The organism is Amycolatopsis sp. NPDC049688 (genome assembly GCF_040674975.1).
Taxonomy (GTDB): Bacteria; Actinomycetota; Actinomycetes; order Mycobacteriales; family Pseudonocardiaceae; genus Amycolatopsis.
Genome location: NZ_JBFANY010000009.1, coordinates 1 through 25,207, shown reverse-complemented (window position 1 = coordinate 25,207; position 25,207 = coordinate 1). Strand labels below are relative to the sequence as shown.

At 73.0% G+C, this 25,207-nt stretch carries 22 protein-coding genes; 6 read left to right on the top strand and 16 right to left on the bottom strand.

Annotation, left to right across the window (positions count from 1 at the left end; translation table 11 throughout):
- Position 1: 1 nt before the first annotated feature.
- The 7 genes from AB0J55_RS26750 to AB0J55_RS26720 form a co-directional block, all read right to left on the bottom strand.
- Positions 2–1,426: an oligosaccharide flippase family protein gene (locus tag AB0J55_RS26750; protein ID WP_364253904.1), complete on the bottom strand. Its 1,425-nt coding sequence runs from the start codon at positions 1,424–1,426 to the stop codon at positions 2–4.
- Entirely contained in the window at positions 1,423–2,715 is a 1,293-nt protein-coding gene (locus tag AB0J55_RS26745) for a glycosyltransferase 87 family protein (RefSeq protein WP_364253901.1), read from the bottom strand. The genes AB0J55_RS26750 and AB0J55_RS26745 overlap by 4 nt, the downstream gene beginning before the upstream one ends.
- 244 nt (positions 2,716–2,959) lie before the next feature.
- Positions 2,960–3,823 carry a hypothetical protein gene (locus AB0J55_RS26740; RefSeq protein ID WP_364253898.1) on the bottom strand — a complete coding sequence of 288 codons (864 nt, stop codon included), beginning with the start codon at positions 3,821–3,823 and terminating at the stop codon, positions 2,960–2,962.
- A complete protein-coding gene (locus AB0J55_RS26735; protein ID WP_364253895.1) occupies positions 3,820–4,866 on the bottom strand; it encodes a glycosyltransferase in 1,047 nt (348 codons plus the stop codon). The genes AB0J55_RS26740 and AB0J55_RS26735 overlap by 4 nt, the downstream gene beginning before the upstream one ends.
- Complete coding sequence (locus AB0J55_RS26730; protein WP_364253892.1) at positions 4,841–6,070, bottom strand: O-antigen ligase family protein; 1,230 nt, start codon at positions 6,068–6,070, stop codon at positions 4,841–4,843. The genes AB0J55_RS26735 and AB0J55_RS26730 overlap by 26 nt, the downstream gene beginning before the upstream one ends.
- A complete protein-coding gene (locus AB0J55_RS26725; protein WP_364253889.1) occupies positions 6,067–7,032 on the bottom strand; it encodes a polysaccharide deacetylase family protein in 966 nt (321 codons plus the stop codon). The genes AB0J55_RS26730 and AB0J55_RS26725 overlap by 4 nt, the downstream gene beginning before the upstream one ends.
- Positions 7,029–7,865, bottom strand: a complete 837-nt coding sequence (locus tag AB0J55_RS26720; protein WP_364253886.1) for a hypothetical protein — start codon at positions 7,863–7,865, stop codon at positions 7,029–7,031. Before AB0J55_RS26720 ends, AB0J55_RS26725 begins: the two co-directional genes overlap by 4 nt.
- Positions 7,866–8,267: 402 nt before the next feature.
- On the opposite strand from AB0J55_RS26720, the gene AB0J55_RS26715 reads away from it, so the two are divergent.
- The 3 genes from AB0J55_RS26715 (at position 8,268) to AB0J55_RS26705 (ending at position 10,073) form a co-directional block, all read left to right on the top strand.
- Positions 8,268–8,636 carry a hypothetical protein gene (locus tag AB0J55_RS26715; RefSeq protein WP_364253883.1) on the top strand — a complete coding sequence of 123 codons (369 nt, stop codon included), beginning with the start codon at positions 8,268–8,270 and terminating at the stop codon, positions 8,634–8,636.
- A 104-nt stretch (positions 8,637–8,740) separates the two neighbouring features.
- Complete coding sequence (locus tag AB0J55_RS26710; protein ID WP_364253880.1) at positions 8,741–9,046, top strand: hypothetical protein; 306 nt, start codon at positions 8,741–8,743, stop codon at positions 9,044–9,046.
- 676 nt (positions 9,047–9,722) lie between these two features.
- Positions 9,723–10,073: a hypothetical protein gene (locus tag AB0J55_RS26705; protein WP_364253877.1), complete on the top strand. Its 351-nt coding sequence runs from the start codon at positions 9,723–9,725 to the stop codon at positions 10,071–10,073.
- A 252-nt stretch (positions 10,074–10,325) separates the two neighbouring features.
- On the opposite strand, the gene AB0J55_RS26700 is transcribed toward AB0J55_RS26705, so the two are convergent.
- A complete protein-coding gene (locus tag AB0J55_RS26700) occupies positions 10,326–10,511 on the bottom strand; it encodes a hypothetical protein (RefSeq protein ID WP_364253874.1) in 186 nt (61 codons plus the stop codon).
- A gap of 144 nt (positions 10,512–10,655) precedes the next feature.
- Here AB0J55_RS26700 and AB0J55_RS26695 point away from each other — a divergent pair, with 144 nt between their 5' ends.
- On the top strand, positions 10,656–11,222 hold the full coding sequence (locus AB0J55_RS26695) for a TetR/AcrR family transcriptional regulator (RefSeq protein WP_364253871.1): 567 nt from the start codon (positions 10,656–10,658) through the stop codon (positions 11,220–11,222).
- Here the strand turns inward: AB0J55_RS26695 and AB0J55_RS26690 are convergent.
- Entirely contained in the window at positions 11,219–11,653 is a 435-nt protein-coding gene (locus AB0J55_RS26690) for a hypothetical protein (RefSeq protein WP_364253868.1), read from the bottom strand. The genes AB0J55_RS26695 and AB0J55_RS26690 overlap by 4 nt on opposite strands.
- A 215-nt stretch (positions 11,654–11,868) precedes the next feature.
- On the bottom strand, positions 11,869–13,503 hold the full coding sequence (locus AB0J55_RS26685) for a ricin-type beta-trefoil lectin domain protein (protein WP_364253865.1): 1,635 nt from the start codon (positions 13,501–13,503) through the stop codon (positions 11,869–11,871).
- Positions 13,504–13,679: 176 nt separating this feature from the next.
- Between AB0J55_RS26685 and AB0J55_RS26680 the strand changes: the two genes are divergently transcribed.
- The gene (locus AB0J55_RS26680; protein WP_364253862.1) at positions 13,680–16,556 is read left to right on the top strand and encodes a glycoside hydrolase family 9 protein; all 2,877 of its coding nucleotides are present in this window, start codon (positions 13,680–13,682) and stop codon (positions 16,554–16,556) included.
- A 131-nt stretch (positions 16,557–16,687) separates the two neighbouring features.
- On the opposite strand, the gene AB0J55_RS26675 is transcribed toward AB0J55_RS26680, so the two are convergent.
- The 3 genes from AB0J55_RS26675 to AB0J55_RS26665 form a co-directional block, all read right to left on the bottom strand.
- On the bottom strand, positions 16,688–16,954 hold the full coding sequence (locus tag AB0J55_RS26675; RefSeq protein ID WP_364253859.1) for a hypothetical protein: 267 nt from the start codon (positions 16,952–16,954) through the stop codon (positions 16,688–16,690).
- Positions 16,951–17,226, bottom strand: coding sequence for a cellulase family glycosylhydrolase (locus tag AB0J55_RS26670; RefSeq protein ID WP_364254767.1), 276 nt, complete (start codon positions 17,224–17,226; stop codon positions 16,951–16,953). The genes AB0J55_RS26675 and AB0J55_RS26670 overlap by 4 nt, the downstream gene beginning before the upstream one ends.
- Positions 17,227–17,355: 129 nt before the next feature.
- Positions 17,356–18,684 (bottom strand): glycoside hydrolase family 6 protein, encoded by a 1,329-nt coding sequence (locus AB0J55_RS26665; protein ID WP_364254764.1) that lies wholly within the window; start codon positions 18,682–18,684, stop codon positions 17,356–17,358.
- Between the two features lie 480 nt (positions 18,685–19,164).
- Here AB0J55_RS26665 and AB0J55_RS26660 point away from each other — a divergent pair, with 480 nt between their 5' ends.
- Positions 19,165–20,982: an RICIN domain-containing protein gene (locus tag AB0J55_RS26660; protein ID WP_364254761.1), complete on the top strand. Its 1,818-nt coding sequence runs from the start codon at positions 19,165–19,167 to the stop codon at positions 20,980–20,982.
- A 48-nt stretch (positions 20,983–21,030) separates the two neighbouring features.
- Here the strand turns inward: AB0J55_RS26660 and AB0J55_RS26655 are convergent, their stop codons facing one another.
- From AB0J55_RS26655 to AB0J55_RS26645, 3 genes are all read right to left on the bottom strand, one after another.
- Positions 21,031–21,939, bottom strand: a complete 909-nt coding sequence (locus tag AB0J55_RS26655) for a substrate-binding domain-containing protein (protein WP_364253856.1) — start codon at positions 21,937–21,939, stop codon at positions 21,031–21,033.
- A 136-nt stretch (positions 21,940–22,075) separates the two neighbouring features.
- Positions 22,076–23,692 (bottom strand): ricin-type beta-trefoil lectin domain protein, encoded by a 1,617-nt coding sequence (locus tag AB0J55_RS26650; protein ID WP_364253853.1) that lies wholly within the window; start codon positions 23,690–23,692, stop codon positions 22,076–22,078.
- A gap of 158 nt (positions 23,693–23,850) precedes the next feature.
- On the bottom strand, positions 23,851–25,005 hold the full coding sequence (locus tag AB0J55_RS26645) for a ricin-type beta-trefoil lectin domain protein (protein ID WP_364253850.1): 1,155 nt from the start codon (positions 25,003–25,005) through the stop codon (positions 23,851–23,853).
- Positions 25,006–25,207: the final 202 nt, after the last annotated feature.

Genomic DNA, 25,207 nt, shown 5'->3' with positions numbered 1-25,207 from the left:
CTCACCGCAGACCTCCCCGGCGCAGCTCCGCGAACGCGTCCCGCTGCAGCAGCAACGTCGCCCCGGCGTACCCGGCGACGAGCACCGCGGCTTCGGCCAGCACCCCCGGCAGGGACGTCCCGAACCACCGCCCCGCCACCACCGCCGGGACCGCGCCCGCCACGCACGCCAGCAGGACGCGGACCACCGTCCCGGCCAGTTCCGCGGCCGCCGGCGCCACGCCCAGCCCGGCCAGGACCCGCCACGCGAGCGGCACCACCAGCCACGCCGCGCCGCACTGCGCCCAGGCCACCGCGCCGATGCCCGCCTGCGTCAGCAGCGCCAGGCCGGCCGCGAGCAGCAGCAGGTGCGCCGTCTCGAGGGCCAGGTACCGGCGGACGTGGCCGGTCGCCTTCACCGCCTGGTACCAGATCTGCAGCAGGCAGATCCCGGCGCCGTAGCCCGACAGCACCACCAGCGGGCCCGCCGCGCCCGCCCACCGCTCGCCCAGCAGCACGACCCGGTCGGCCAGCACCGCCAGCCCCAGGTACAGGCCGCCGGTCACCACCAGCACCGCGCGGGTGAACCGGGTGACGGCCCCGCTCAACGGCCGGCCTTCGCGCCGCAACCGCGTGAACACCGGGAAGGCGACCGCGCCCAGCACGACCGCCACCATGATGTACGGCACCCAGGCGAGCCGGTAGGCGAGCGAATACACGCCGACCGCGTCCGGGCCGAGCGCGTGCCCCACCGCGAGGTAGTCCAGGTTGACCAGCAGCGCGCCCACCACCGCGGCCGGGCCCACCACGGCCACCCAGCGCAGCACCTCCCGCGCCGCGCCCGCGTCCCAGTGCGGCCGGACCCCGCCGCCGGCCAGCGCGCCGAGCAGCGGCTGCGTCACCGCCGTCGCCAGCAGGCCGAGGACCAGCGACACCGGCCCGGCGCCGCCCGCGGCGAGCGCGACCGTCAGCACCGCGCCGAGCACCGCGCTCCCGCCGTCGGGCAGCAGCCGCCGCCGAAAGTCCAGTTCCCGGTGCATCAGGCCCATCTGCACGCCGCCCGCGGCCGAGAACGGCAGCCCGAGCGCGGCCAGCCGGACCAGGCCGGCGGCGTCCGGGGTGCCGAGCAACGCCGTGAGCGGGCCGGCCGCGGCCACCAGCGCCACGGCCAGGACGGCCCCGGCGCCGACGCTCAGCGTGAGCACCGTGCCCGCCGTCCGCCGCGGATCGCGTTCGGTGCGGCCGATGACGTCGTAGACCCCGATCGACTGGACCACCTGGCCGAGGTTCACCAGCGCCACCGCGAGCGCGACGGCGCCTAGCTGGCCTTCGGTCAGCAGCGCCGCCAGAACCAGCGTGACCAGCATCTGGCTGCTCTTGCTGACCAGGTTGACCACGCCCAGCCACAGCGAGCCGCGGACCGCGCGGGTCCCGAGCGCGGGCGTCACGCGGCCCGCACCCGGGACGGCCGGACCGCGGCGAAGACCGCGAGCCCCCACGCGAGGACCACCGCGACACCGTCCACAGTGACCGCTGTGCGCGACCCGAGTGTCGCGGTGATGACGCTGTCCACTGTGTACAGATGGGCGAACGGGACGGCGAGCGCGAGGACGGCCGCGCCCCAGCCGTGTCCGGCCCGGTGCCGCCACCACAGCGCGGCCACCGCCGCCGTCGACGGGACGGCGATCAGCACGTCGCCGGGCTGGTGCACCACGCAGACGACGACGGCCAGGCACGTCAGGAGGTCGGCGAGCGGCGCCGGGAGCCGCCGGGCGAGCAGTCCGCTCGTGGTGAGCACGCCGGCCAGCACCAGGACTTCGAGGCCGGCGGGCACCCAGCCGGTGACGCGGAAGAACACGGCGGCGACGTCGATGCGTTGCGCGGTCAGGGAATCGACGGCACCGTAGTCGGTGCCGCGCGCGTGGGTGAGGTTCGCGACGACGACGTCGAGGAACGGCCCTACTCCGCCACCCCGCACGACGAGGAGCACGACGACGGGCAGGCTGGCGGCCGCGGCGATCGCGGTCCCGGTCAGCGCGACCCGGCGTGAGCCGCGGGCGAACAGCAGGACGGCCAGCGGGAAGCCGTACTGGGGTTTGAGCCAGGCGAGGGCGAGCGCCACGGCGGCCCAGCCGGGCCGGTCGCGCCGCGCCAGGAGCGCACCGGCCACCCCGACGGCGACCAGCGGGTTGATCTGCCCGACGTAGAGCTGCGCCTTCCCGGCCTGGCTGGTGACGAGCAGCGCGGCGACCACGGCGGTGGTGACGGCGAACGGAGCCGGCACGACCCGCCGGACGGCGTGCGCGGCCATGGCGGCGAGCGCGACCAGCAGCAGGAGGGAGACGACGCCGAAGGCGACGGCACCGGCCCGGTACCCCGGCAGCGCGAACGGGGCGTGCAGGAGGAGGTGGTAGGGCTGGTAGAGGTTGAAGTCCTGCCGCACCGGCCAGTGGGCGAACATCGCGGCGGGGTCGTAGGGGTTGCCGCCGTGGAGGAATTCGCGGATGGGGAAGTAGAGGGCGTCGCGGAAGTCCTGGAGCCGTTCTTCGCCGGGGTTCGCGGAGGTGGGGAGGGGGACCTGCCAGGAGGGGGCGAGGGCGTGCCAGGCACTCGCCGCCCCGGCGAGGGTGGCGAGGAGGAGGACGAGCCGCTGTTTCGGGGTCAGGTCGCGGTAGGCGGTGAGGACCGGGGGACGCTTCGCGGCCGGGCCGGTGGAGGCGTCGCGCGTCGAGGTCATGCCGGCACCACCGCCGCCGCGAGGGGGGCGGGTTGGTGCGGGTTGGTGACGCGGTCGCACCTGGCGGCGGGTCGTCGTGGGGCTGAGCTCGGGTCGGCGATGGCCGCGCCGGGGCAGGCCGGCTGCTCGGTTGCGGCAGGTTGCCGTGGGTCCGTGCCCGGGCCGTCGAAAGCCGCCGCGAGGCCGGCCGCCCGCTCGGCCGCCCGCTCGGCCGAGGTGACGCGAGCGATGTCCTGTCCCGGCTTCATGCCAGCACCACCGCCACCAGGACCGCATCGGCCGGCAGCACGCCCACCGCCGCGGTCAGCTCGGGCTGGTGCCTGCCCGACGCCGTCACCGCGACCACCGAAGCGCCGGCTCCCCGCTCCTCGGGCAGGGCCGCCGCCAGCTTCGCCGCCGTCTCCGCCAGCTCCGGGGCCACCGGCAGCACCCGCACCGGCCGCCCGGCGGCGCGGCACAACACCGCCAGCCGGTCCGCCGTCGACGGGTCGTCCTCCTGCAGCACCGCCACCGGGCGGCGGACTCCCGCCGCGCCCAGTGCGCGGCGGATCGGGCCCGGGCCCGCGCCTCCCGGGGTCAACCGGCGGGCGGCCGCCGTCGCCAGGCCGGCCGCGACCGCGCCCACCAACGCCAGGCCCAGCACCAGCGGTGCGTCCGGGGCCAGCGTGAGCACCTCGGGCCGCGGGTCCAGCGTCCGCAGCTTGGCCGCCGGGGCCAGCAGGTCCGCGTCGATCATCGCCTTCCCGAGGGCCATTGCCGCGGCCGCGGCCCGCTCCGCGGTGGCCGCGCGCACCGACAGCCGCGCGAGGCCGGAGGCCGGGACCAGCTCGACCGACACGCGCCCCGCCAGCTCGTCCGGCGCGTAGCCCGACACCGGCGCCGCCGCCTGCAGCACCGACGGGCTGCGGGCCAGCTCGACCAACGCCGGCAACGCCAGCGACACGACTTCGCCGTACGGCGCGCCGTCCGCCGCGGCCGGGGTGGCCAGCAGGCTCACCCGGCCCTGGTACTCGGCCCCGCGCGTCAGGCCGACGAGCAGGACGAGCGCCCCGGCCACCAGCGCCACGGCGACGCTGAGCACGGCGGTACGCGGAACGCGGAATCTCATCGGGCACCTCGGAGCAGTTCGTCGTAGGACTTCATCAGCGTGTGCGGGTCGTAGTCCCGTTCGACGGCCCGCAACCCCTGGGCAGCAAGGGATTCCCGGGCCGCTTCGTCGAACAGGACGGTGTTCAGCGCGGCGGCCGTCGCCGCCGGGTCGCCCGGGGGCACCACGAGACCCCCGCCGCCGGCCAGCACGCCGGCGATCCCGCCGACGTCCGTCGCGACCACCGGCCGGCCGGCCGCCAGCGACTCCAGCACCGCCAGCGGCAGGCCTTCCCAGTCGCTGGTCAGCACCGTGACGTCGGCCGCGGCGAGCAGGTCCGGGACGTCCTCGCGGGTGCCGAGGAACTCGATCCGGCGGCCCATCGCCTCGCCGCGGCGCTCCAGCTCCGCGCGCAGGCTGCCGTCGCCGGCCAGCCACAGCACCGCGTCGCCGCCGACCGCGGCCCAGGCGTCCAGCAGGACGTCGTGGCGCTTCTGCGGTTCCAGCCGGGCCAGGCACAGCGCGACCGGCGTCCGCTCCGGGACGCCGAGGGACGCGCGGATCTCCGCGCGGCCGAACACCGGCGGCCGGGGGAACACCGCGTTCCGGATCACCACCGGCCGGTCCAGGCCCGCCGCGGCGAGCAGGTCCGCGGTGGCGGGGGAGACGGCGACGACCTTGCCGGACGTGCGGCGCAGGATCCGCGCGGCGGCCGGGTAGTCGGCCTCGGCGACGCCGTGGAAGACGGTGACCACCGGCCGCCGGCAGGCCAGGCGGGCCACCAGGCTCGCCCCGACGTTGTGGGCCAGCACGACGTCCGGCCGGAACCGCGCGACCGCCCGGCGGGTGGCCCAGGCCGCCTTCAGCACGCCCGCCTTGCTGCGGCGCGCGAGCGGGACCCCGAACACCGGGGTGCCGGCCGCGGCCAGCGCGTCGGCGCGGAACCCGCCGGCGCTGGCGACCGCGGACACCCAGCCGTACTCCTCGCCGCGGCCCACCATGCCGGCGACGAGCGTCTCCGCCCCGCCCGCCCCCATCTCACTGATCACGTGCAGCACCCGCATCGGCGCCTCCCTCTCCTTCTCGGCGAACCCGGGTCTCGGCCGCGACGGCGAGCGCGGCCAGCGACCACAACGGCAGGTAGTACTGCTCCGACAGGAACGTCGAAGTGACCAGCACGGCGAGCAGCGACGCCTGGATCGCCACCGCTTCCGTCCGCCGCGGCCCGGGACCGGCGAGCCGGACCGTCCGCTCGCTCGCCACCGCGGCGGTGCCGATCACCCCGGCGAACAGCGCGAACCCGGGCAGGCCCAGTTCCGCGGCGACCTCGAGGTACATGTTGTGCGCCACCGGGGTCTGCTCGTCGACCTCGGCGTCGTGCGACTCGGCGGCGTAGTGCTCGCGGAACCCGCCGGGGCCGACGCCGAGCACCGGGTGCGCGGTCAGCATCCGGGCCGCCGCCTGCCAGCGCAGCTCCCGGGTGTCCACATTGGACGCGGCGATGAAGCTCTTCTCCTGCAGCGCCCGGTTCAGCTGCGGCCCGGCGAACAGCAGGGCGGTCAGGGCCAGCCCGGCGACCGCCGCGGCCACGGCGGCGAGCACCCGCCACGGAAGCACGCGCCGCAGCAGCAGCCAGCCGGCCGCGGCGCCCAGGCCCAGCGCGCCGCCGCGGGAGAACGTCGCCGTCGCGCCGGCCACCAGGACGATGCCCGCGGCCGCCAGGACCGCGCCCCGGCCCCGGCGGTGCAGCGCGGCCAGCAGCGGGACGGCCGCCACGAGGAAGTAGGCCAGGTCGTTCGGGTCCGGCTGCGGGCCGCTCGCGCGGGCTTCGCCGCCGACGACCAGGCTGAACAGCGCCCCGGCCCCGGCGACGGTGGCGCCCGCGGCCGCCGCGGCCAGCAGCCACCGGATCGGCACCTCGCGGCTCGCGACGTCGGCCAGCGCCGCGGTGACCACCAGGAACGGCAGCCAGCGCACGGTGTACTCCGCGGTGAACGGGCCCGCCGAGTGCAGCGCGGCCGTCGCCGCCAGCACCGCGGCGAGGAGCGCGAGAACCGCGTGCAGCGGCGTCGCGCGGGGCAGCTGCCGCCGCCGGAGCCGCACCGCGAGCCACGTCAGCGTCAGCAACGCGGGGGCGACCTTCCCGAGCTGGCTCTGCACGGCCGTCAGGTAGCCCTCGACCGGCGCCAGCGCGACGGTCGCGCAGGCGAGCACCTGCAGCAGGGCCGTGCCGCGGACCCGCGGCCGGACGACCGGGCTGGTGATCATCTCCCGGCGTCCAGCCGGGTCACCGGACGGGTGCGGCGCACGGCCGTCCGCCGCACGTACTCCCCGGTGCCGACGACGTCGAAGTGCTCGCGCAGTGCGGAAAGCACCCAGCCGAGCCAGGCCGCCTTCCGCGTGCCCGGGGCCGCCATGCCGGGGAAGAACTCCAGGCCCGGCGCGTCAGCGGCGCCGAGGACGTCGGTGGGGTGCAGCAGGAGCGAGGGGGACACCCCGCGGGCGAGGCAGAGCCGCAGCGCCGTGCGGAAGTACGCCCGGGCCAGCCGCGGCGAGATTTCGTGCAGCTGCAGCAGGTACGAACCGTGGATCGGCGTGCGCAGCAGCGGCATCGTCGTCACCGGCAGCTCCACCAGGGCGCTGCCTTCGCAGGTCCGCCAGCGGTAGGCGTGCACCGGCGCGAACACCCGCGAGAAGCCGCCGAACAGCTCGCCGGCCCCTTCTTCCGGCGTCTTCGCCGTGCGGTTGTGGTAGGCGCGGGCCAGGGGGCCGATCCACGTCGGCAGGGTGCTGGCGTCGTAGGCGTAGCCGCGTTCGGCGAGCAGCTCGACCAGATCGCGGGTGACGCTGTAGCCGGGGCCGCGGAACCCGCTCGGCCGGGGTGCGCCCGCGGTGGTGATCGCGTCTTCGGTCCGGCTCAGCTCGGCTTCCAGCCGGTCGCGGGAGTAGCGGTGCAGCCAGGGTTCGTGGCCGAAGGAGTGGTTGGCCACTTCGTGGCCGGCCGCGGCGATCTGGGCCACCGCCTTGGCGCCGTCTTCGCGGACGACGTCGGCGCCCACGACGAAGACCGTCGTCGTGAGGCCCTGCCCGCCCAGGATCTCCAGCAGCCGCGGCACCGCGGAGGGCAGGAAACTGGGGTGGTCACGCCAGCCGGGATCGCCGTGGGTCTTGAGGTAGGCCCACAGGTTGTCGAGGTCGACGGAGACGCTGGCCAGCGGCCGCGGGGTCACGCGGCCTCCCCGGCGAGGGCGGCCGTCCCCGCGCGCGACTGCACGCCGAGCAGCAGGACACCGCACACGACCACGGCGAGCCCGAAGGCCACCCACGGCTCGCGGCCGACGGCGATGTGGTCGCCGAGGGCGGCGACGCCGGTGACCGACGCGAGCACGATCGTCGTCGCGTCGGCGGTGGCCACCACGGCCGCCGCCGGGCCGCGCTGCAGCGCGACCGCCATCGACGCCTGGCCGAGCACGGCCGCCGCGAGCATCAGCCAGGTCAGCGGATTCGCCGGCAGGGCAAGGAGATCGAGGTGCGCCAGCGTGCGGCTGGCGACCGCCACGACGGCGAACGCGACGCCGGACAGGACCGCGGCCGGCAGGAACGTGGCCGCGCGGCCCGCCGGGATCATGGCCAGTCCCGTCCCGAGCACCACGACCGCCAGCGCGGCGATCCCGGCGAACGGGAGGTCCGCGGCCACCGAGGGCGCCGCCGATCCGGCCAGCAGGACGAGCCCGGAAGCCAGCAGCACCAGCGTCATCGCCTCCGCCGGGCGGATCCGCCAGCCGAGGACGGCGACGCCGAACACCGTGGCCAGCCCGATCGCCGACGAGGACGCGGCCTGGACCAGGTACAGCGGCAAGGAAGCGCGCGCGAAGAAGGCGAGCGCGAACCCGCCGGCCTGGCCGGCGAAACCCAGCAGGTACAGGCGGTCGGCGGCCAGCCGGGCCAGCAGGCCCAGTCCCGCGCCCGGCCGGTTCCCGGCCCGCCGGGCCGCGACGCTCTGCGCGACGATCCCGGCCGCGTACAGCACCGCGGACGCCACGAGTACGGCGTAATCCACCACGAACGACTCCTCACGTCCCGCACCGTGCACCAGGTGCCCACGGCAAAGCGTAGGAACGCCGAAGTGCCTTCACTTTCGAAGGATGAGATTCGGGAATTTGTCACGCTGCGGCACGATTCCGGTGCGCGAACGCCACACCAAAGTGTGATGCGCTGGGGACGGTCGGCGGGGTAGAACACGTTGTGTAGTAACCGCCCGGCGGCCCGCCGGTGATCACCGCCCGGTTCGCGACCATTCCGGCCGCCCCACCCGTTCGAGGTATACGAACCGCGGTCAGCGGATCGCGAACCCCACACGATCGGTGAACCGGCTGGAACGGCCGCCGGGCCCTCAGTACGTTTTCGCTGCCAAGCGGAACACGCCTTGAATGCCGCCGTGGCAATTGTCTATCGAGGAGAATTCATGCTGAAGAAAATGGGCTTCGTCGCCGTCGCCATGGCGGCCGGAGCATTGGTCACCGGTGGCATCGCGTCCGCGGGGACGCCGGGCGACGAGCACGGCCACCGCCAGGGCCCGTACGGGTTCGACTCCACCGGCCAGGTCGGCCTGCTGAACCTGAACAACACCGACGCGCTGCACAACGTCCAGGCCACGCTCGGCGTGTGCGGCAACGACATCAACGTGCTCGGCGTCCAGGTTCCGCTGCACGACACCCTGAACGGCATCGGCGTGCCGATCCTGTCGCCGGGCGAGAGCGACGCCGAGGGCGAGTCGCCGTACAACTGCGCCTCGAGCGGGCTCGCCGACGGCGGCACCAGCCAGGGTCACTGAGGTCCTCCGGCGGCGGGAACGCCGCCGGATCCCCCAGCCGGAAACGGCGCCCGGCGCGCCAGGAGTTCCGCCGTTCCCGGCGGGCGCAGGAGGAGTTCTTTCCCGTGATCAAGCAGCTCGGATTCGTGGCGACCGCGCTGGCCGCCGGGCTGGCCGCGTTCGGCGGCTCGGCCTCGGCGACCGGCATCGCCGCCGCGACGCACCCGGTCGGCCAGGACGACCAGTTCGGGCCGGCCAACGTGCAGAGCCTCGACGCGGTGCACCACCTGGACGTCGTCGGCGGCGCCTGCGACGAAACGGTCAACGTGCTCGTGGTGCAGGTCCCGCTGCACCACGTGGCCGCCGGCGCGTCGCCGGAGAACTGTGCCGGGACCGGCGCCTCGGCCGGCGGAGCCGCTCAGGGCGGCTGACCGGATCCCGGGAGGAAGCCGCCGCGTGGATGCACTTTCCACGCGGCGGCTTTTCGCTGCGGAAAAGAAGGCCTGGACGGATGGAGCACGACGTCGCCACGGTCGTCGTGGCCACCGGCAGCGCCACCGAGCCGGGACTGTCCGATGCGGACACCGAGCGCGCGGTGCGCGCGGCGTTGTGCGCCCACGTGCACCAGGCCTGGGAAGTGCACCGGGCCTGGGAAGTGCACCAGGCCTGGGAAGTGCACCAGGCCTGGGAAGTGCACCAGGCCTGGGAAGTGCACCGGGCCTGGGAACCGGCGAGGCGGGGCGTCACCCGGCTGCGGGCTCGGCTGAGGGGTTTCGACCTCGCCGGTTCTCCAGCGGGATGTCCGCTCCTGGGGTCAGAGGAACGAAATCCGTGTTCCGAGAATACGGGTTGCGCCCCGATTCCGTCGGTTTCACCCGGGTGGTTGTGCCGTGAACGGATGTGCGAATGGCACTTGCCCTTTCCGGCTGATAAACCCCGCTGACCCGATCGGGCCAATGAATGCGCGGTCAGCGACCTGCGGTGCCCACCCGATGGTGGATTGAGGTGGAATTCACCCGGTCACCTCAGTAACTTCTGCTCACGCGGGACGGAAACACACACCTCGCAGCCGTCCTGTCCGATGCACCGTCGATTATAGGAGAACTCATGCTGAAGAAGGTTGGTTTCGTCACGGCGGCCGTGGCGGCCGGCGCATTCCTCGCCGGTGGCGTCGCGGCCGCCGGGACGCCGGACGGCCACGACCACCACGGTGGTCACACGAGCCAGTTCGGCCTGCTCAACCTGAGCAACACCGACTTGCTGCACAACGTCAACGCCACGCTCGGCCTGTGCGACAACGACATCAACGTGCTCGGCGTCCAGGTGCCGCTGCACGACTCGCTCAACGGCATCGGCGTGCCGATCCTGTCGCCGGGTTCGCACGAGGCCGAGGGCGAGTCCCCGTACAACTGCGCGTCGAGCGGCCTCGCCGACGGCGGCACGGACCAGGGCCACTGAGCCTCCGCGCTGCGGCTGCCCGTTGTGTGTGCGGAAGCCGGCCGGGGCGCGGGATCCGGCGCCGCGCGGACGTCTTGAGGCGTGCCCGGAACAGGGAGCGAGCTGCACACTCCGGTTCCGTGTCCCAGGCACGCGACGACGCAGTGTGACGCCGGCACGGGTGGGACCGGCCACCGGACTTCGGAAGTGGACCGGTCCCACCCGGCGCTGAAATCGCCGCACCGTTTTCCCCGGTGCGGCGATTTTGTGCTTTCAGCGCCGGGGTGTGGTGCCGACTTCGAGCACGATGTCGAGCAGCGCAGCCTGTTGCGCGGCCCCGGCCCGGGTGAACCCGGGCGACGCGGCCACGACGCGGCGAAGGTCGTCGGGGTCGGCGGTGCCGGTGTCGAACCCGGCCACCCGGGTCACGTCGATGGGGCCTCGGCACTGTGTTTCCACTTGAAAGGTTCTCCTGCGGTCGAGCATGCGGTCCGTGTTCTCGTTATCGCGCCGTTACCGGGGTGCGTTACCGGTTCCGCGTCCCCCGGACAGGTGAGAAGCAGCTGCGACAGCACTGAGCCGGCTGTCTCGTAGGATGCGACAGTGAGTCATTCGACGGACCCGCGGGCGGGGCGGAGCCGGGCGGCGATGCTGGCCGCGGCGCGGCGGCTGCTGGCCGACGAGGGGCTCGAGGCCGTCACGCACCGGCGGGTGGCGCTCGCGGCCGGGGTCGGGCGGGCCACCGTCTACCGGCACTGGGCGCGGGTCGATCAGCTGCTGCTCGAAGCCATGGGGGGCGTCGACCTGCCGCTGTTCCGGGATCCCGCGGTACCGGTGCGGCCGTGGCTGGTCCGGCAGCTGCGGCGGATGGCCGACGAGCTCGCCGTCCCGGCCGTTGCCGCCGTGGCGCTCACCCTGGCGCAGTCCGCGCTCGGCGATCCGGTGGCGGCCGCGCGGCAGGACGAGTCCGTCGGCACCATCACCGCCCGCATCGACGCCGCCGTCCGGCTGGCGGTGGCGGCCGGGGAGCTCGCCACCGACGCCGAGCCGGCGGACCTGTGTGCCCAGCTCGTCGGGCCGCTCGTCTACCGGGCCGCCATGCAGCGGCGGCCCGCCTCCGACGAGTTCCTCGCACGGCTCGTCGACGGCATCGGGACCTGGCGGAGCTAGCTCGCCGCGACGACGGTGACGGCGAACCCGAAGTGGGCCACCATCATGGCGACCCGGAACCAGTCCGTGCGCACCAGCCGGGCGATCGCCGCGCGGTCGGCGGTTCGGCGGAGGTACAGCTGGATCGGCAGCTGGACCACCGCGAACGAAAGCCAGGACGCACCCAGTGCCGCCAACCCGGCCCACAGCGGCCACCGCGGGACGCTGTCCGGCGCGGCCGCGAGCATGACGGCCACCAGCGCTGTCAACAGCGTTTTCGGGACCACGTAGACGATCCCGCTGCCGTGGCCCTGGCTCGTCTGGACCCGGCGGAACTCGCCGGGGCCGACGGCCGCCCAGCCGGAGAACACGGCGAAATGCTCCATCAGGCAGCCCGCCAGGCAGTACGCGGAGAGCATTCCGTAGATGGGCAACCAGGACGCAGCGGACAACGGTGGTCTCCTCGGTGCGATTCTTTGAGACAACTGTCTCGTAGAATTCCATCCTGGCACGCGTCGGCTCTGTGAGTCAACTGTCTCACAGTGCTGCCCGTTGACGGCCCGGGTCGGCGCGGTTACCGTGGTAGCTCGCCTGGGAGCGCTCTCAGAGCGCGGCCGGCGAACGGGTCCGCCGCCTCCGGGAGGGAGGGCGGCGGACCCGGTCCCACTCAGGTACGAGCCCACTTCTGGTTGGGCTGGCCGTTGCAGGTCCAGAGGATCGCGTGCGTCCCGCTGGCCGTCGCCGCGCCTTCGACGTCCAGGCACAGTCCGGAGTGGACGTTGCGGAGGGAGCCGTCCGCCGCGAACGTCCACTTCTGGTTGTCCTGGTCGCCGCACGGCCAGCTCAGCACGCGGGTGCCGTTGGCCGTGCCCGCGTGGTCGGCGTCGAGGCACATGTTGCCGAAGACCCGGATTTCGCCGTTCGGCCAGCTGGCCCACAGCTGGTTCGCCGCGGTCTGGCAGTCCCACATGAGCGTGCCCGCGCCGGCGGCCGTCGAGGCGTTGTCGACGTCGAGGCAGCGGCCCGATCCGGCGTCCCGCAGCCGCGAAGTCGTGCTCGCCACCGGCGAACCGCCGGACACGCGGTAGGCCGCGACGCCGTGGGCCGGCACGCTCGCGGTGATCGTGCCCGCCGTCGCCGAGGTGCCGCCGGTCCACAGGTCGGTCAGCGTGAACGACGAGCCGTCGAGCCCGATCTGCGCCGCCGTCGTGCTGATCGTGGCGGCGGACCCGCCGCGGTTGAGCAGCCCGACCGCGACCGACCCGTCGGCCAGCGGTTTCGCGAAGACCTCGGCGTTGCCGTCGTCGCGCACCCGGCGGCCGCCCGCGCCGAGGCGGTCCTGGTCGACCGCCAGCAGCCGGGGGTTGCGCAGGATCGCGCTGACGTCGGCGGACATCGTGCGGATGTCGTTGCCCGCCATCAGCGGCGCGGCCATCAGGGCCCACAGGGCGAAGTGCGCCCGGGACTCGGTCAGCGACAGCCCGGGCCGGCCGACCACGAGCATGTCCGGGTCGTTCCAGTGCCCGGGACCGGCCTGGGCGGCCAGCGGCGCGGTGACGTCGAGGACGTTGCCCACGCCCATCGGATAGCTGTTGGTGTTGCCGTTCTGCCAGATGTCGAGCAGGTCCTCGGTGGTGCGCCACAGGTCGGCGACCTGGCCCCAGTCGTACTTGTCGCCGGTGATGGCGTGGTAGCTGTTGGGGTTGATGCTGTAGACGATCGGGCGGCCGGTCGCCCGCAGCGCGTCCCGCATCAGGCCGAACCGCGCGACCTGCTCGTCGCGGGTGCCGGCGGGGGAGCACCAGTCGTACTTGAGGTAGTCGACCCCCCACGACGCGAACGTGCGGGCGTCCTGCGTCTCGTGGCCCTGGCTGCCGGTGGACCCGGGGTAGGTGCCGGTCCGCTGGGCGCAGGTGCGGTCGGTCGGCACCTGGTAGATGCCGAACTTCAGGCCGCGGCTGTGGATGTAGTCGCCGAGGGCCTTCATGCCGCTGGGGAACTTCGACGCGTTGCCGCGCAAGGCGCCTTGGGCGTCGCGCTGCGGGTCGAACCAGCAGTCGTCGACCACGACGTACTGGTAGCCCGCGTCGCGCATCCCGGAGGAGACCATCGCGTCGGCCGCCTGGCGGACGGTGGTTTCGCTGACGTTGCAGCCGAAGCTGTTCCAGCTGTTCCAGCCGAGCGGCGGGGTGAGGGCCGGGCTTCCGGGCGCGGCGACCGCGGCGGGGGTGGCCGGCGCCGTGACGGACAACGCCAGCGCGGCGGCGATCGCGGCGAGCAGGTGACGGGTTCGAGCGGGCATCGGTGCCCCTTCCGTGGTGTTAGCGTTAACACAACGTCCGGGTATGTATAGAGGAGGGCACCGTGCGGCGTCCAGCCTCCACCCGCCGGAAGGCGATTGCCAAACGCGGGCCCGGATAGGTACCGTCCCGGGCTGGGAGCGCTCCCACGCATCTGGCTCGACGACGAGGAGATGGCATGCGGGCAAGAAGATTCCGGACCGGCTTGGTGCTGCTGGCGGCAGCGGCGCTGGGGGTGACGGCGGGTTCCGTGCCCGCGTCCGCGGCGGACTACGAGCGGCTGCTCAACGGCACCTTCGCCGGGGGCACCATCGACCCGTGGTGGGCCGGCGCCGGGACCACCGGCCGCGTCACCGGCGGGGAGTTCTGCACCGACGTCGCCGGCGGCACGGCCAACGGCTACGACGCGCTGGTCGGCCAGAACGGCGTCCCCTACGAGACCGGGCAGCAGTACACCCTGACGTTCGACGCGCACGCGACGACCACCCAGCAGATCTCCGCCGTCGCGGGCGAGGCCGTCTCGCCCTACCGGCAGATCTCGCGCACGGACCTGACGGTCACGCCGGCGACCCAGCACTTCACCGTCACCTTCACATCCACTTTGGACTTCCCGAACGCGGGCAACGGGCAGCTGGCCTTCTGGTTCGGCGGCCAGGCCGCCGCCAACACGATCTGCCTGGACAACATCTCGCTGACCGGCGGCGTCATCCCGCCCGGGGGCCTGCCCCCGGCGAGCGGCATCCGGGTGAACCAGGAAAGTTACACCCCCGGCCTGCCCAAGCGCGCCACCGTGATCAGCGACTCGGCCACGCCCCTGACGTGGACGCTGAAGAACGCCGCCGGCACCGCCGTGGCCACCGGCCAGACCCGGCCCCGCGGCGCGGACGCCCCCTCCGGCGAGAACGTGCACGAGATCGACTTCTCCGCCTACGACACGGCCGGCACCGGCTACACCCTGACCGTCGGCTCGGACACCAGCTTCCCGTTCGACATCTCCGCGGACGGGCTGAAGAAGCTCCGCTACGACTCGCTGGCGTTCTTCTACCACCAGCGCAGCGGGATCCCGATCGACGCCCAGTACGTCGGGGCCACCTACGCGCGCCCCGCGGGGCACCTGAACGTGGCGCCGAACCAGGGCGACAACAACGTCCCCTGCCGCTCGGACCTGAACTGCGGCTACACGCTCGACGTGCGCGGCGGCTGGTACGACGCCGGCGACCAGGGCAAGTACGTCGTCAACGGCGGTATCGCCGCGTGGGAACTGCTCGACGAATACGAGCGCGCGCTGCGGCTCGGCGATCCGAGCGCGCTGGGCGACGGCAAGCTCGCGATCCCGGAGCAGGCCAACGGCGTGCCCGACATCCTGGACGAGGCGCGCTGGGAGGTCGACTTCCTGCTCGAGATGCAGGTGCCGGACGGCAAGCCGGACGCGGGCATGGTGCACCACAAGATCCACGACGCGCAGTGGACCGCGCTGCCCACCCGGCCCGACCAGGACAGCCAGCCCCGCCGGCTGTCCCCGCCGAGCACGGCGGCCACGCTGAACATGGCGGCGGTCGCGGCGCAGGCGTCGCGGCTGTGGCGGACCATCGACCCGGCGTACTCGGCGAAGCTGCTCGCTGCGGCCGAGAAGGCGTACGCCGCGGCGAAGGCCAACCCGAACAAGCTCGCCGACCCGAACGACGGCACCGGCGGCGGCACCTACAGCGACAACACCGTCAGCGACGAGTTCTACTGGGCGGCCGCGGAGCTGTACGCGACGACCGCGAAGAGCGCGTACCGCACCGACGTCACCGGGTCCCCGCTCTACCGGGGCGTCAGCTTCAACACCCACGGCTTCGACTGGGGCTCGACCGGCGCGCTCGGGGACATCACGCTCGCGCTGGTGCCCACCGACCTGCCGGCCGCCGACGTCGCGGCCATCAAGTCGGCCATCACCACGACCGCCGACAGCCACCTGACCCAGATGGCGGGCATGGGCTACCCGGCGCCGTACCGCACGGCGGACGGCACGTACGAATGGGGTTCCAACGGCCTGGTGGCCAACAACGGCGTGGTCCTCGCCCTCGCGTACGACTTCACCAAGCAGGCCAAGTACCGCGACGGCGCGTTCCAGGCCATGGACTACCTGCTCGGCCGCAACCCCGCGAACTACTCCTACGTCTCCGGCCACGGTGACCAGGCCGTGCAGAACGTGCACCACCGGTTCTGGGCGCACGAGCTGGACGCGTCGCTGCCGACCGCCCCGCCCGGCGCGCTGTCCGGCGGGCCCAACAGCGGCCTGCAGGACCCGACCGCGGCCCGGCTGCTGACCGGCTGCGCGCCGCAGCGCTGCTTCGTCGACGACATCCAGGCGTACTCGGTGAACGAGGTCGCGATCAACTGGAACTCGGCGCTGGCCTGGCTGGCGAACTGGACGGCGGAGAAGTCGCCGTCACCGGCCGACACGACCGCGCCCACCGCGGCGGGCAAGCCGACCGTCTCGGCGGTGTCCAGCACCGGGGCGACGGTGACCTGGACGGCGGCTTCGGACGCGGAGAGCGGCGTCAAGAACTACGACGTGGTCAGCGTGACCGGCTCGGCCCGCAAGGTCCTCGCCACCGTCACCGGGACGGCCACGACGTTGACCGGGCTCTCGCCGTCGACCGCGTACACCCTGGTCGTGGTGGCCCGCAACGGCGCGGGGCTCACCGGCCCGGATTCGGCGGCCACGCAGTTCACCACGCAGCCGGCCACCCCGGCGGGCGGCTGCGCGGTGACGTACACGGCGAACACGTGGAGCGGCGGCTTCACGGCCGCGATCACGGTGACCAACACGGGGACCACGGCCTGGCCGACGTGGACGCTGAAGTTCCCCTTCCCGGGCACCCAGAAGGTGACCCAGGGCTGGTCGGCGACGTGGACCCAGTCGGGCGCGGACGTCACGGCCACGGCGATGCCGTGGAACGCGTCGGTGGCCCCGGGCAAGTCGGTTTCGATCGGCTTCAACGGCAGCTACACGGGCACCAACCCGGCCCCGACGGCCTTCGCGGTGAACGGCAAGGCCTGCGGGTGACGCCGGACGGGTGGTTCGCCGCGCGGACCACCCGTCCATGAGCTAGCGTCATGCAGTGCGGGCAGGCGCGCCTCCTCCCCCTCGGCGCGTCTGCCCGCACTCTGCCGTCCGCGGGTCCGATGTGGACCCGCTCACCGGCCGGCGGCGCCGGTCATGATCGCGTCGATGATGCCCTGGTGGGTGACGGTAGACGGTCGAAGCCCCGTACTTCTTGGCGTGGCCACGACGGCGTGCGCGAAGTCAGCCCGGTACCGGTTGTTCGCCGGATCGGCCGCCCACTTGTCGATCGAGCCGTACTCGCCGACGACGGCCCGATAGCCCTTGCCCCGCTGGGTGATGATGCCGTTTTCTTCGCCGGCGAAGTCCCACGGGCTGTTGTAATAGTGCACGGAAATCATGATCCGCTTCTCGGTGGCGGGGATCGAGGAAGAGCGGAACTGGTCGGTCGGCAGCCGGGGGCGAGCAGCCACCGCGTGTTGTTCCCGCCCGTCTTGCGCAGGGTGTCGACGAAGATCCGGTTGTAGGCGTTGATGTTCGAATAGCACGGCTGGGCCGGGGTGCCGTACTGCCCGTCGAACTCCTCGTTCATGGATTCGAGGATCAGGTGCTGTTCGTAGCCGGCGAACCGGGCGGCGACCTGCTGCCAGACCTTCTGGTACTTGGCCTTGATGGCCGGCTGCGCGGCGGAGTCGCAGATCAGCCGGGAGCCGTTGACGGTCTTGTACGTTCAGGAATCGTCGCCGGGTAGTCCCGGCCGGGCCGGCTGCGACGAGGGCAGCCGGCCCGAGGCGGGTGGGGTTCAGCCGCAGGAAGCGCCGTTCAGGGTCGGGGACTGGAACGGCGGGGTGCCGCCGCTGTAGTTCGCGTTGTACCCCAGCGTCACCGTTGCTCCCGTGCCGAGGTTCCCGTTCCACGACGTGTTGTCGACCTTGACCGTGTCACCCGTGTCGGTCCACGTGCCGTTCCAGCCCTGGGTCACCGTCACGCCCGGCGCCGAGAACGTCAGGGTCCACTGCGTGACCGGGGTGCCGCCGTTCTGGATGACGATCTCGCCCGTGTAGCCGGTCGGCCAGGAGCTGACCACCCGGTGCGTCACCTTGCACGTGCCCGGCACCGGCGTCGTCGTGGTGGTCGTGGTCGTGGTCGTGGTCGTGGCCGGGGAAGTGGGGGTGGTCGGCGTGGTGGTCTGGACCGGACCCGCCGCGACGGCGAGGTCGTACGCCCGCTGCGGCACGAACTGGCCGGCCGTGGCGATGCAGCCGTCCGCTTCGCCCGGGGGCTTCACCCACAGGAACGCCGCGATCTGGGCGTCTCCCGTCTGGTCCGTGCTCGGCGTGCCGATCGCGCGCCCGGCCGGGTCGCACCACTCGCTGCCCTGCGGGCCGTTGCCGTTGCGGCTCGTGTCGACCACCGCCTTCAGGCGGGAGTCGCCCAGCTGGCCGAGGATCGCCTTGTCGTAGGCCACTTCGTCGCCGGTGGCGCGGTAGTTGGACACGTTGGTGGAGATGCCGTCGGCGCTGTTCGAGATGTCCGCCGACCGCAGCCGCGCCGCCGCGTCGCCCGCCGAAAGCCACGCGGAATGGCCGATGTCGAAGTACACCTTCGCCTGGGACGAGCCGGCCTTCAGCTTCTTGCCCGCGTACGCGATCGACGCCGTCGTCTGGCTCTGCTGGTCGCCGTTCTGGCAGTTCGTCATGAGCGCCAGCACGTCCGGTTCCAGCACGATCGCCGCCGGGCGGCCCGCCAGGCCCGCCGCCACCTGGTCGATCCACGCCCGGTACGCGTCGTGGGACGGCGCGCCGCCGCCGCTGGCGCCGCCGCAGTCGCGGTTGGGGATGTCGTAGACGACCATGATCGGGACCTTGCCCGCGGCGGCCGCGGCACCGACGTAGGCGTCCACCTCGCCGCGGACCGTGGACGTGTTCGTGGTGGTGAACCACCTCGCCTGCGGCACCGCGGCGATCCGGTCGCGGATGACCGGGGTCCGCGAGTCACCGGGGTTCGCCGCTACCCACTTGGCCGCGTTGGTGCCCGGGTCGACGTAGAACGCCGATCCGGCCGCGCTGGCCCACGTGGTGATGACGACGACCCCGCTCGCGGCGAGGGCGGCGATCACACCGGCCGCCATTGCCCTGCTTCGCATGTAAGTTTCTCCTTCGACCGACTGGGTGGCGCTTCGTGCTCACGTCGGTGGTCACCCGGGTGCCCACGTCCGCCTTCGGCGATCAGGCGGGGTTTCCGGCCCGGACCTGGGCCGATCCGCTCGGCGCAGCCGGTCCCGTCGCCGCGGGGCCCTCGGTGCGTCGTCGCCGGTCCGAGACCGCTGGGAGCGCTCCCAGCGACGGGGAACTGTAGCCGGGAAAACGGCATCGGAAAAGGGGGCCGGTTCGACCTCTTCGAATCCGGTGAAAACGTCGAACCGATTCGACCGGGTCGCGGGTGCGCCGGAATCGGGGCGGAGCCGCCCGAGTAACCGGAGCGCTGGGCGGATCCGGTTCGACCTCCGTTCTTCCCTTGTAGGAACGAGAACGGGCGCGTACCTTCTTGCGTGGTCGAACCGGTTCGATACCCTTGTCCCCCTGCCCCGAAGGAGTCGCACGTGGACAGCATGATCGAGCGACGACGTCCCCGCCGCGGCCTGGCCGCCCTGATGGTGAGCATGGCTCTCGCCGGGGGTTTCGCCACGGCGGGCCCCGCCCAGGCCGCCGACGAAGCCATCTCGGTGGACTTCGCCAACGCCGGCGGCTCACCCACCTACCGCGCGTCCGGCTGGATCTACGGCATGACCGAAACCGCCGCGGCCCCGGCGGACCACTTCTACCGCGACGTGAAGTTCCAGGCCATGCGCGCGGGCGGCGCGCAACTCGACAGCCCCGGCGGGTGGGTCGCCGGGAAGTACGACCGGCGGTGGAACGCCACCCGCGCCCAGCTGCTGCGCACCCGCGCCCTCGGCGGCCAGTTCGTGCTGCTGGTGCACGACCTCTGGGGCGCGGACGGCGCGTCGATCTCCCGCTTCCCGGGCGACAACGGCGACTGGACCGACTACGACAGCTTCCTCACCCGGCTCATCTCCGACGTGCGGGCCACCGGCGCGCCGGTGGAGTGGGACCTGTGGAACGAGCCCAACATCTCGCTCTTCTGGAACCGCTCGCAGGCGCAGTACTTCGAGATGTGGCGCCGCGGCCACCAGCGCATCCGCGCCGCGTTCCCCGGCCAGCTCATCGTCGGCCCGAGCTGCGCGTGCGTCCCGTCGAACGGCGGCTGGTGGACGCAGTACCTCGACTTCGTCAAGTCCGCGGGCGCCGTCCCGGACATCGTCAGCTGGCATTCGCTGCCGGGCGACCCGGTGGCCAACGTCGCCGCGGCGAACGCGACCCTCGACCCGCGCGGCATCCCGCACTCGCGTCCGTACCAGATCAACGAGTACGGCGCGTCGAACGAGCAGAACCCCGGTGACGGCGCCTGGTACATCGCCCGCCTGGAGCGGGCGGGCGCCGACGGGCTGCGGGCCAACTGGGCGAGCGGCGCGAACCTGCACAACGACCTCGCGAACCTGCTGGTGCGCAATTCCGCGGGGCAGCACCTGCCCAAGGGCGAGTGGTGGGCCTACCGCTTCTACGCCTCGCAGACCGGCCAGATCGCCTCCGTCACGCCCACCGCGGCATACGACGCCTTCGCGACGAAGGCGGCCGGCAACGCGAAGGTCCTCATCGGTGGCGGGAGTTCGACGGGCAACGTGGCGGTCACCTTGCGCGGCCTGGACACGACCAGCGGAATCGTCCAGGGCAACCAGGTCCGGGTGCTCGTCCAGCGCATCCCGTACAACGGCGGCGGCGCGGTCCAGGGTCCGGTGACCGTGCAGAACTCCGTGGTGAACGTGTCCGGCAACGCCGTGACGGTGAACGTCCCGCACCCCAACGCCGACGAGACGTCCACCATCACCCTGCTGCCGCCCGCGGACGGCAGTTTCCCGTCGGTCGCCGTCGCCCAGCACTCCCAGCAGTGCCTGGACAACACGAATCCGGCGACCACGGAGGGGAACCACCAGCAGCAGTACTCCTGCGAGGGCGGCGACCAGCAGCTGTGGAACTTCCGCCCGGTGGCGGACGCGTACACGGTGGTGAACCAGCAGACGGGCAAGTGCCTCGCGGTGGACGCCGCCTCGACGGCCGACGGCGCGGCGGTCGTGCAGCAGACCTGCACCGACGGCGCGGCCGCCCAGCAGTTCACGCTCCGGAAGGTCACCTACGGCGGCAACGACCCCCGCGACTACCAGCTCGTCGCCCGCCACAGCGGCAAGTGCGTGGACGTGTCGGGGGTCTCGACGACGCCGGGCGCGCAGGTCATCCAGTGGACGTGCAAGCCGGTGAACCAGAGCAGCCCGCTGAACCAGACCTGGCGCCTGTGGGGGAAGGCGCCGGCCTGACCGGGGGAGGGAGGGACGGGAACCGGGCCCGCGCGGCCCGGTTCCCGTTCACCGGTGTGGTGAAAGTGCGGGTGGCGGGGGCGCGGTGCTGGTGCGGGCGGCGAGTTTCGGGGCCAGCAGCCGGATCCCCGGCTCGGTGGCCCCGTCCAGCTGCCCGATGACCGTCTCGACGGCCAGTGCGCCGATCCGGCGGGCCGGGATCGCCACCGTCGTCAGCTCGAGGGGATGGTGGGCGGTCAGGCTGTCCGGGCCGACCGCCACGAGGGAAACGTCCTCCGGCACCCGCAGGCCGCGCCGGGTCAGGGCCGACAGCACCGAGGGCAGCGCCGTTTCGTTGTGCACCACCAGGCCGGTCACGTCCGGGTGGCGGCTGAACAGCGTGTCCAGGCCGCGCAGCGTGCGCCAGTGGCTGTTGCTCCACGCCAGGGTCGTCGACCGGATGCCCCGGCGCTCCGCCTCCGCGGTGAAGCCGCGGACCAGCCGGGTCGCGGAGCTCGTGCCGCGCCGGTAGACCGACGGCGGCGAGCCGATCAGGGCGACGTGCCGGTGGCCGAGGTTCGCCAGGTGGCCGAGGCACAGCGCACCCGCCGCGGCGAAGTCCAGGTCGAGGCAGCCGAGCCCGCGCGGCCGGTCCGGCACGCCGATCAGCACCGCCGGGCGGCCCAGGCCGTGCAGGACCGCCACCCGGGGGTCGGCCGCCTCGACGTCCATCACCACGACCCCGTCGGCCACCGACGACGACACCGCGCGGCGCAACGCGGCCGGGCCCTCCTCGGCGGTGAGCAGCAGGAGGGCGTGGTCGCGGGCGCCGGCTTCGGCGATCGCCGCCGTCACGAACTCCTGCACGACGACGTCGTGGGGGCCGGCGCGCAGGGGGGCGACCAGGGCCAGGACGTTCGTCCGGGGCCCGGCCGCGGGCCGGGTCCCGGTGCGCCGATGGTGACCGCGCTTGCGCATGGCTGTTCCGACTACCCCCAGAAGACGGCCACCCGGCCGTGCCGTCGAACCGCATCGACAACCTCGACGCTAGATGACGCTCCGGTGATGCGCAAGGAAGTCGAAACGATTCGATCATCGGCCGGCGCACCGGCGATCACGCCGCGGGCACCGTCCACTGCTGGTTCGGCTGGCCGTTGCAGGACCACAGGACCAGCTTCGTGCCGTTCGCCGTGCCCTGGCCGCTCGCGTCCAGGCAGAGGCCGGACTGCACGCCGGTGAGCGTGCCGTTCGCGTTCGCCGTCCACTGCTGGTTGGCCTGGCCGTTGCAGTCCCAGACGACCACCGCGGTCCCGTTCGCCGTGCCCTGGCCGGACGCGTCGAGGCACTTGGTGCCGGACACCGTCAGCTGCCGGTTCGCCGTGCGCGTCCACGTCTGGCTCGCCCCGCTCTGGCAGTCCTGCAGCACGACCTGGGTGCCGTTGGCCGCGCTCCCGGCGTCGGCGCAGCGGCCGGACTGCTTGCCGGTGATCGGGCCGCCGCCCGCCGGCGTGCCGTCGCTGCCGGTGACCGTGAGCAGGACCGCCTCCCCGGCCGGGACCGAGGTGGCGTAGCTGCCGGTGAAACTCCCGCGGTCGGCGCCGGCCCAGACGTCCCGGACGGTGGCCGCGCCGGTCAGGCCGAGCGACGCCCACCGGGCGGTGATCGTCGCGGCCGAGCCGGTGCGGTTGAGCAGGACGACGGCCCGGCGGCCGGTGCCGGACAGCACCTTCGAGTACACCTGCAGGCCCGAGGCGTCCTCGGCGACCTTCGTGCCCTGCCGCCCGAGGGCGTCCTGGTCGATGGCGATCATCTCGCGGTTCGTCAGCGCGGCGCGCGTGGCGGCGCTCATGCCGCTGAGCTTGTTGCCCGCGATCAGCGGGGCGCCGGAAATCGCCCACAGGCTCAGGTGGGTGCGGTTCTGCGCGTCCGAGAAGCCGGACAGGCCGGCGACGAGCATGTCGGGATCGTTGTAGTGGCCGGGACTCTGGGCACTCGGGTGCTGCGCGGCGTCGAAGTTGGCCAGCACGCGGGACATCGACGGCTTCTCGCCCCAGTAGATGATGTCGCCGCTGGTCCGCCAGAGGTTGGCGATGCCCGGCGCCCAGTTCCACGGCTGGTTCCCGCCCCATTCGCAGACGGAGAACACCATCGGCCGGCCGGTCTGGGCGGTGGCGCGCGAGATCGAGTCGCTGATCTGGGTGTAGGCGGTGCGGGCGTTGAGCCCTTCGGCGTTGCCGCCGCACCAGTCGACCTTCACGTAGTCGAAGCCCCACCGGGAGAACTGCAGGAAGTCCTGGTCGTAGTGGCCTTCGGCGCCGGTGCCGGGGTAGGCCGGGTGCCCGGTCGGGTAGTAGTAGCCGCAGCCGTTGCGGCCGGCGTCGGTGTAGATGCCCGCCTTGAGGCCCTTGCTGTGGATGTAGGCGGTGATGGCGGACATCCCGCCCGGCCACTTCGCGGTGTCGACGGTCATGTTGCCGCTCGAGTCGCGGCTGCCGGTCCACCAGCCGTCGTCGATGTTGACGTACTCGTAGCCGGCGTCCTTCATGCCGGAGCTGACGAGCGCGTCGGCCTGCTGCTCGATGGCGGTGTGGTCGATCGCCCCGGCGAAGGAGTTCCAGGAGTTCCAGCCCATCGGCGGCTTGGTGATCGGGGCCGCCGCGGCGTCCGACGGCGCCACGGACACGAGCGAAGCGGTGACCAGGCCGGTGACGACCGCGATGACCCTCCACAAGGGACGGATGTGGCGTGCGTGCGACAACGGAACTCCCATCAGGACGTGACGGTGAGCCGGACTGCGGCGAGGGATGTGAACGCTAACACAAGGCCGGTGACCGTCGGGAAACTTTCACCGCGGTGGCGCCCCGCAAGCCCGCGGGGCGCCACCTGGGGTCAGCGCAGCGACCAGATCTGGTTGGCCTGCGTGCCGCAGTCCCAGAGCTGGATGCGGGTGCCGTTAGCGGTGCCCTGCCCGCTGGCGTCGAGGCAGCGCCCGGACTGCGGGTTGCTGATCGTGCCGTTGCCGTTCACCTGCCAGTTCTGGCCGCCCGAACCGTTGCAGCCCCACAGCCGCACCGGGCTGCCGTTGGCGGTCGAGCTGTTCGCGTCCAGGCACTTGCCGGTGGCGGGGTTGGTGAACGTGCTGCCGGTGCGCGTCCACTTCTGGTTGTTCCCGCCGTGGCAGTCCCACAGTTCGACGGCGGTGCCGTCGGCCGTGCCGTTCGCCTCGATGTCCAGGCAGCGCCCGCTGCGCTGGCCCACGATCGTCTGCCCGGTACCGCCGTTGTTGCTGCCGGCGGTGACGTCGGCGGAGAACGAGTTGACCGCGAGGCCGACGCCGCCGCTCCACGGCTCGAAGCCGGCCTGGATGCTGGTCAGGTACCACGAGGTGTCGACCCGGGTACGGGCGTCGACGTCCTTGAGGAAGTCCAGGATGTTGAACGACCAGCTGGCGATGGCGGACGGGGCGACGTAGGAGACCACGTCGTTGCCGCCGTTGTTGCCCTGCCAGACGTCCCAGCTGCGGCCGCCGATCGACGTGCTGCCGACCCGGCTGCCGACCGGCTGGACGTTGCCGGTGTGGTTCAGCCAGATCATCAGCTCCATCTGGTTGACCCCGGTCGTCTTGGCGGTCGGGTCCATCCAGATGTCGTAGGAGGCGTCGAAGACCGAATTGCCCACGTAGTTGTAGGAGATGGACGTCGGCACGCTGCCGATCTGGCTCAGCTGGCGCGGCAGGTTGGTGCCCGGCGAGCAGTTCCCGTAGTGGCAGCCGACGTAGATCGCCGGGTAGGACAGCGGCGCCCCACCCGAGGTGGACCCCTGCTGGGTCTGGATCCGGAACCCGTTGCCGGTCACGTTGATGCACTGCTGGGCGCTGCTGCCCCAGCGGTTGTTCATGACGACGTACTTGCCGCCGACCGTGGTCGTCCCGTACTGGTCGCAGATCAGGGTGTCGGCGTGCGCGGCCGGCGCCGCGGCGACGGCCGGTGCGACGAGCCCGGCCACGGCCAGCGCGACCGCGGACAGGGCGTGCTTCAGCTTCATTGCTGTCTCCACTTCGTTCCGGTCTCTGGGAGCGCTCTCAGATGGAGGTGACCCCGATGTAACCACGTCGGAGCCCGAAACGAAAGAGGCAGCGGTCGTGGGGGGGGGGGGGGGGGGGCTCGCCCACCGCCCGGCACCACCCCACCCCCCCCCCCCCCACGCGAGGACGGCCAAGACCACCACGCGCGGCGGGGGGGCGACG

Coding starts and splice junctions, on each gene's coding strand:
- AB0J55_RS26745 (WP_364253901.1), bottom strand. CDS start 2,715: ATGACCTCGACGCGCGACGCCTCCACCGGCCCGGCCGCGAAGCGTCCC.
- AB0J55_RS26740 (WP_364253898.1), bottom strand. CDS start 3,823: ATGAGATTCCGCGTTCCGCGTACCGCCGTGCTCAGCGTCGCCGTGGCG.
- AB0J55_RS26735 (WP_364253895.1), bottom strand. CDS start 4,866: ATGCGGGTGCTGCACGTGATCAGTGAGATGGGGGCGGGCGGGGCGGAG.
- AB0J55_RS26730 (WP_364253892.1), bottom strand. CDS start 6,070: ATGATCACCAGCCCGGTCGTCCGGCCGCGGGTCCGCGGCACGGCCCTG.
- AB0J55_RS26715 (WP_364253883.1), top strand. CDS start 8,268: ATGCTGAAGAAAATGGGCTTCGTCGCCGTCGCCATGGCGGCCGGAGCA.
- AB0J55_RS26705 (WP_364253877.1), top strand. CDS start 9,723: ATGCTGAAGAAGGTTGGTTTCGTCACGGCGGCCGTGGCGGCCGGCGCA.
- AB0J55_RS26685 (WP_364253865.1), bottom strand. CDS start 13,503: ATGCCCGCTCGAACCCGTCACCTGCTCGCCGCGATCGCCGCCGCGCTG.
- AB0J55_RS26680 (WP_364253862.1), top strand. CDS start 13,680: ATGCGGGCAAGAAGATTCCGGACCGGCTTGGTGCTGCTGGCGGCAGCG.
- AB0J55_RS26675 (WP_364253859.1), bottom strand. CDS start 16,954: ATGATTTCCGTGCACTATTACAACAGCCCGTGGGACTTCGCCGGCGAA.
- AB0J55_RS26665 (WP_364254764.1), bottom strand. CDS start 18,684: ATGGCGGCCGGTGTGATCGCCGCCCTCGCCGCGAGCGGGGTCGTCGTC.
- AB0J55_RS26660 (WP_364254761.1), top strand. CDS start 19,165: ATGATCGAGCGACGACGTCCCCGCCGCGGCCTGGCCGCCCTGATGGTG.
- AB0J55_RS26655 (WP_364253856.1), bottom strand. CDS start 21,939: ATGCGCAAGCGCGGTCACCATCGGCGCACCGGGACCCGGCCCGCGGCC.
- AB0J55_RS26645 (WP_364253850.1), bottom strand. CDS start 25,005: ATGAAGCTGAAGCACGCCCTGTCCGCGGTCGCGCTGGCCGTGGCCGGG.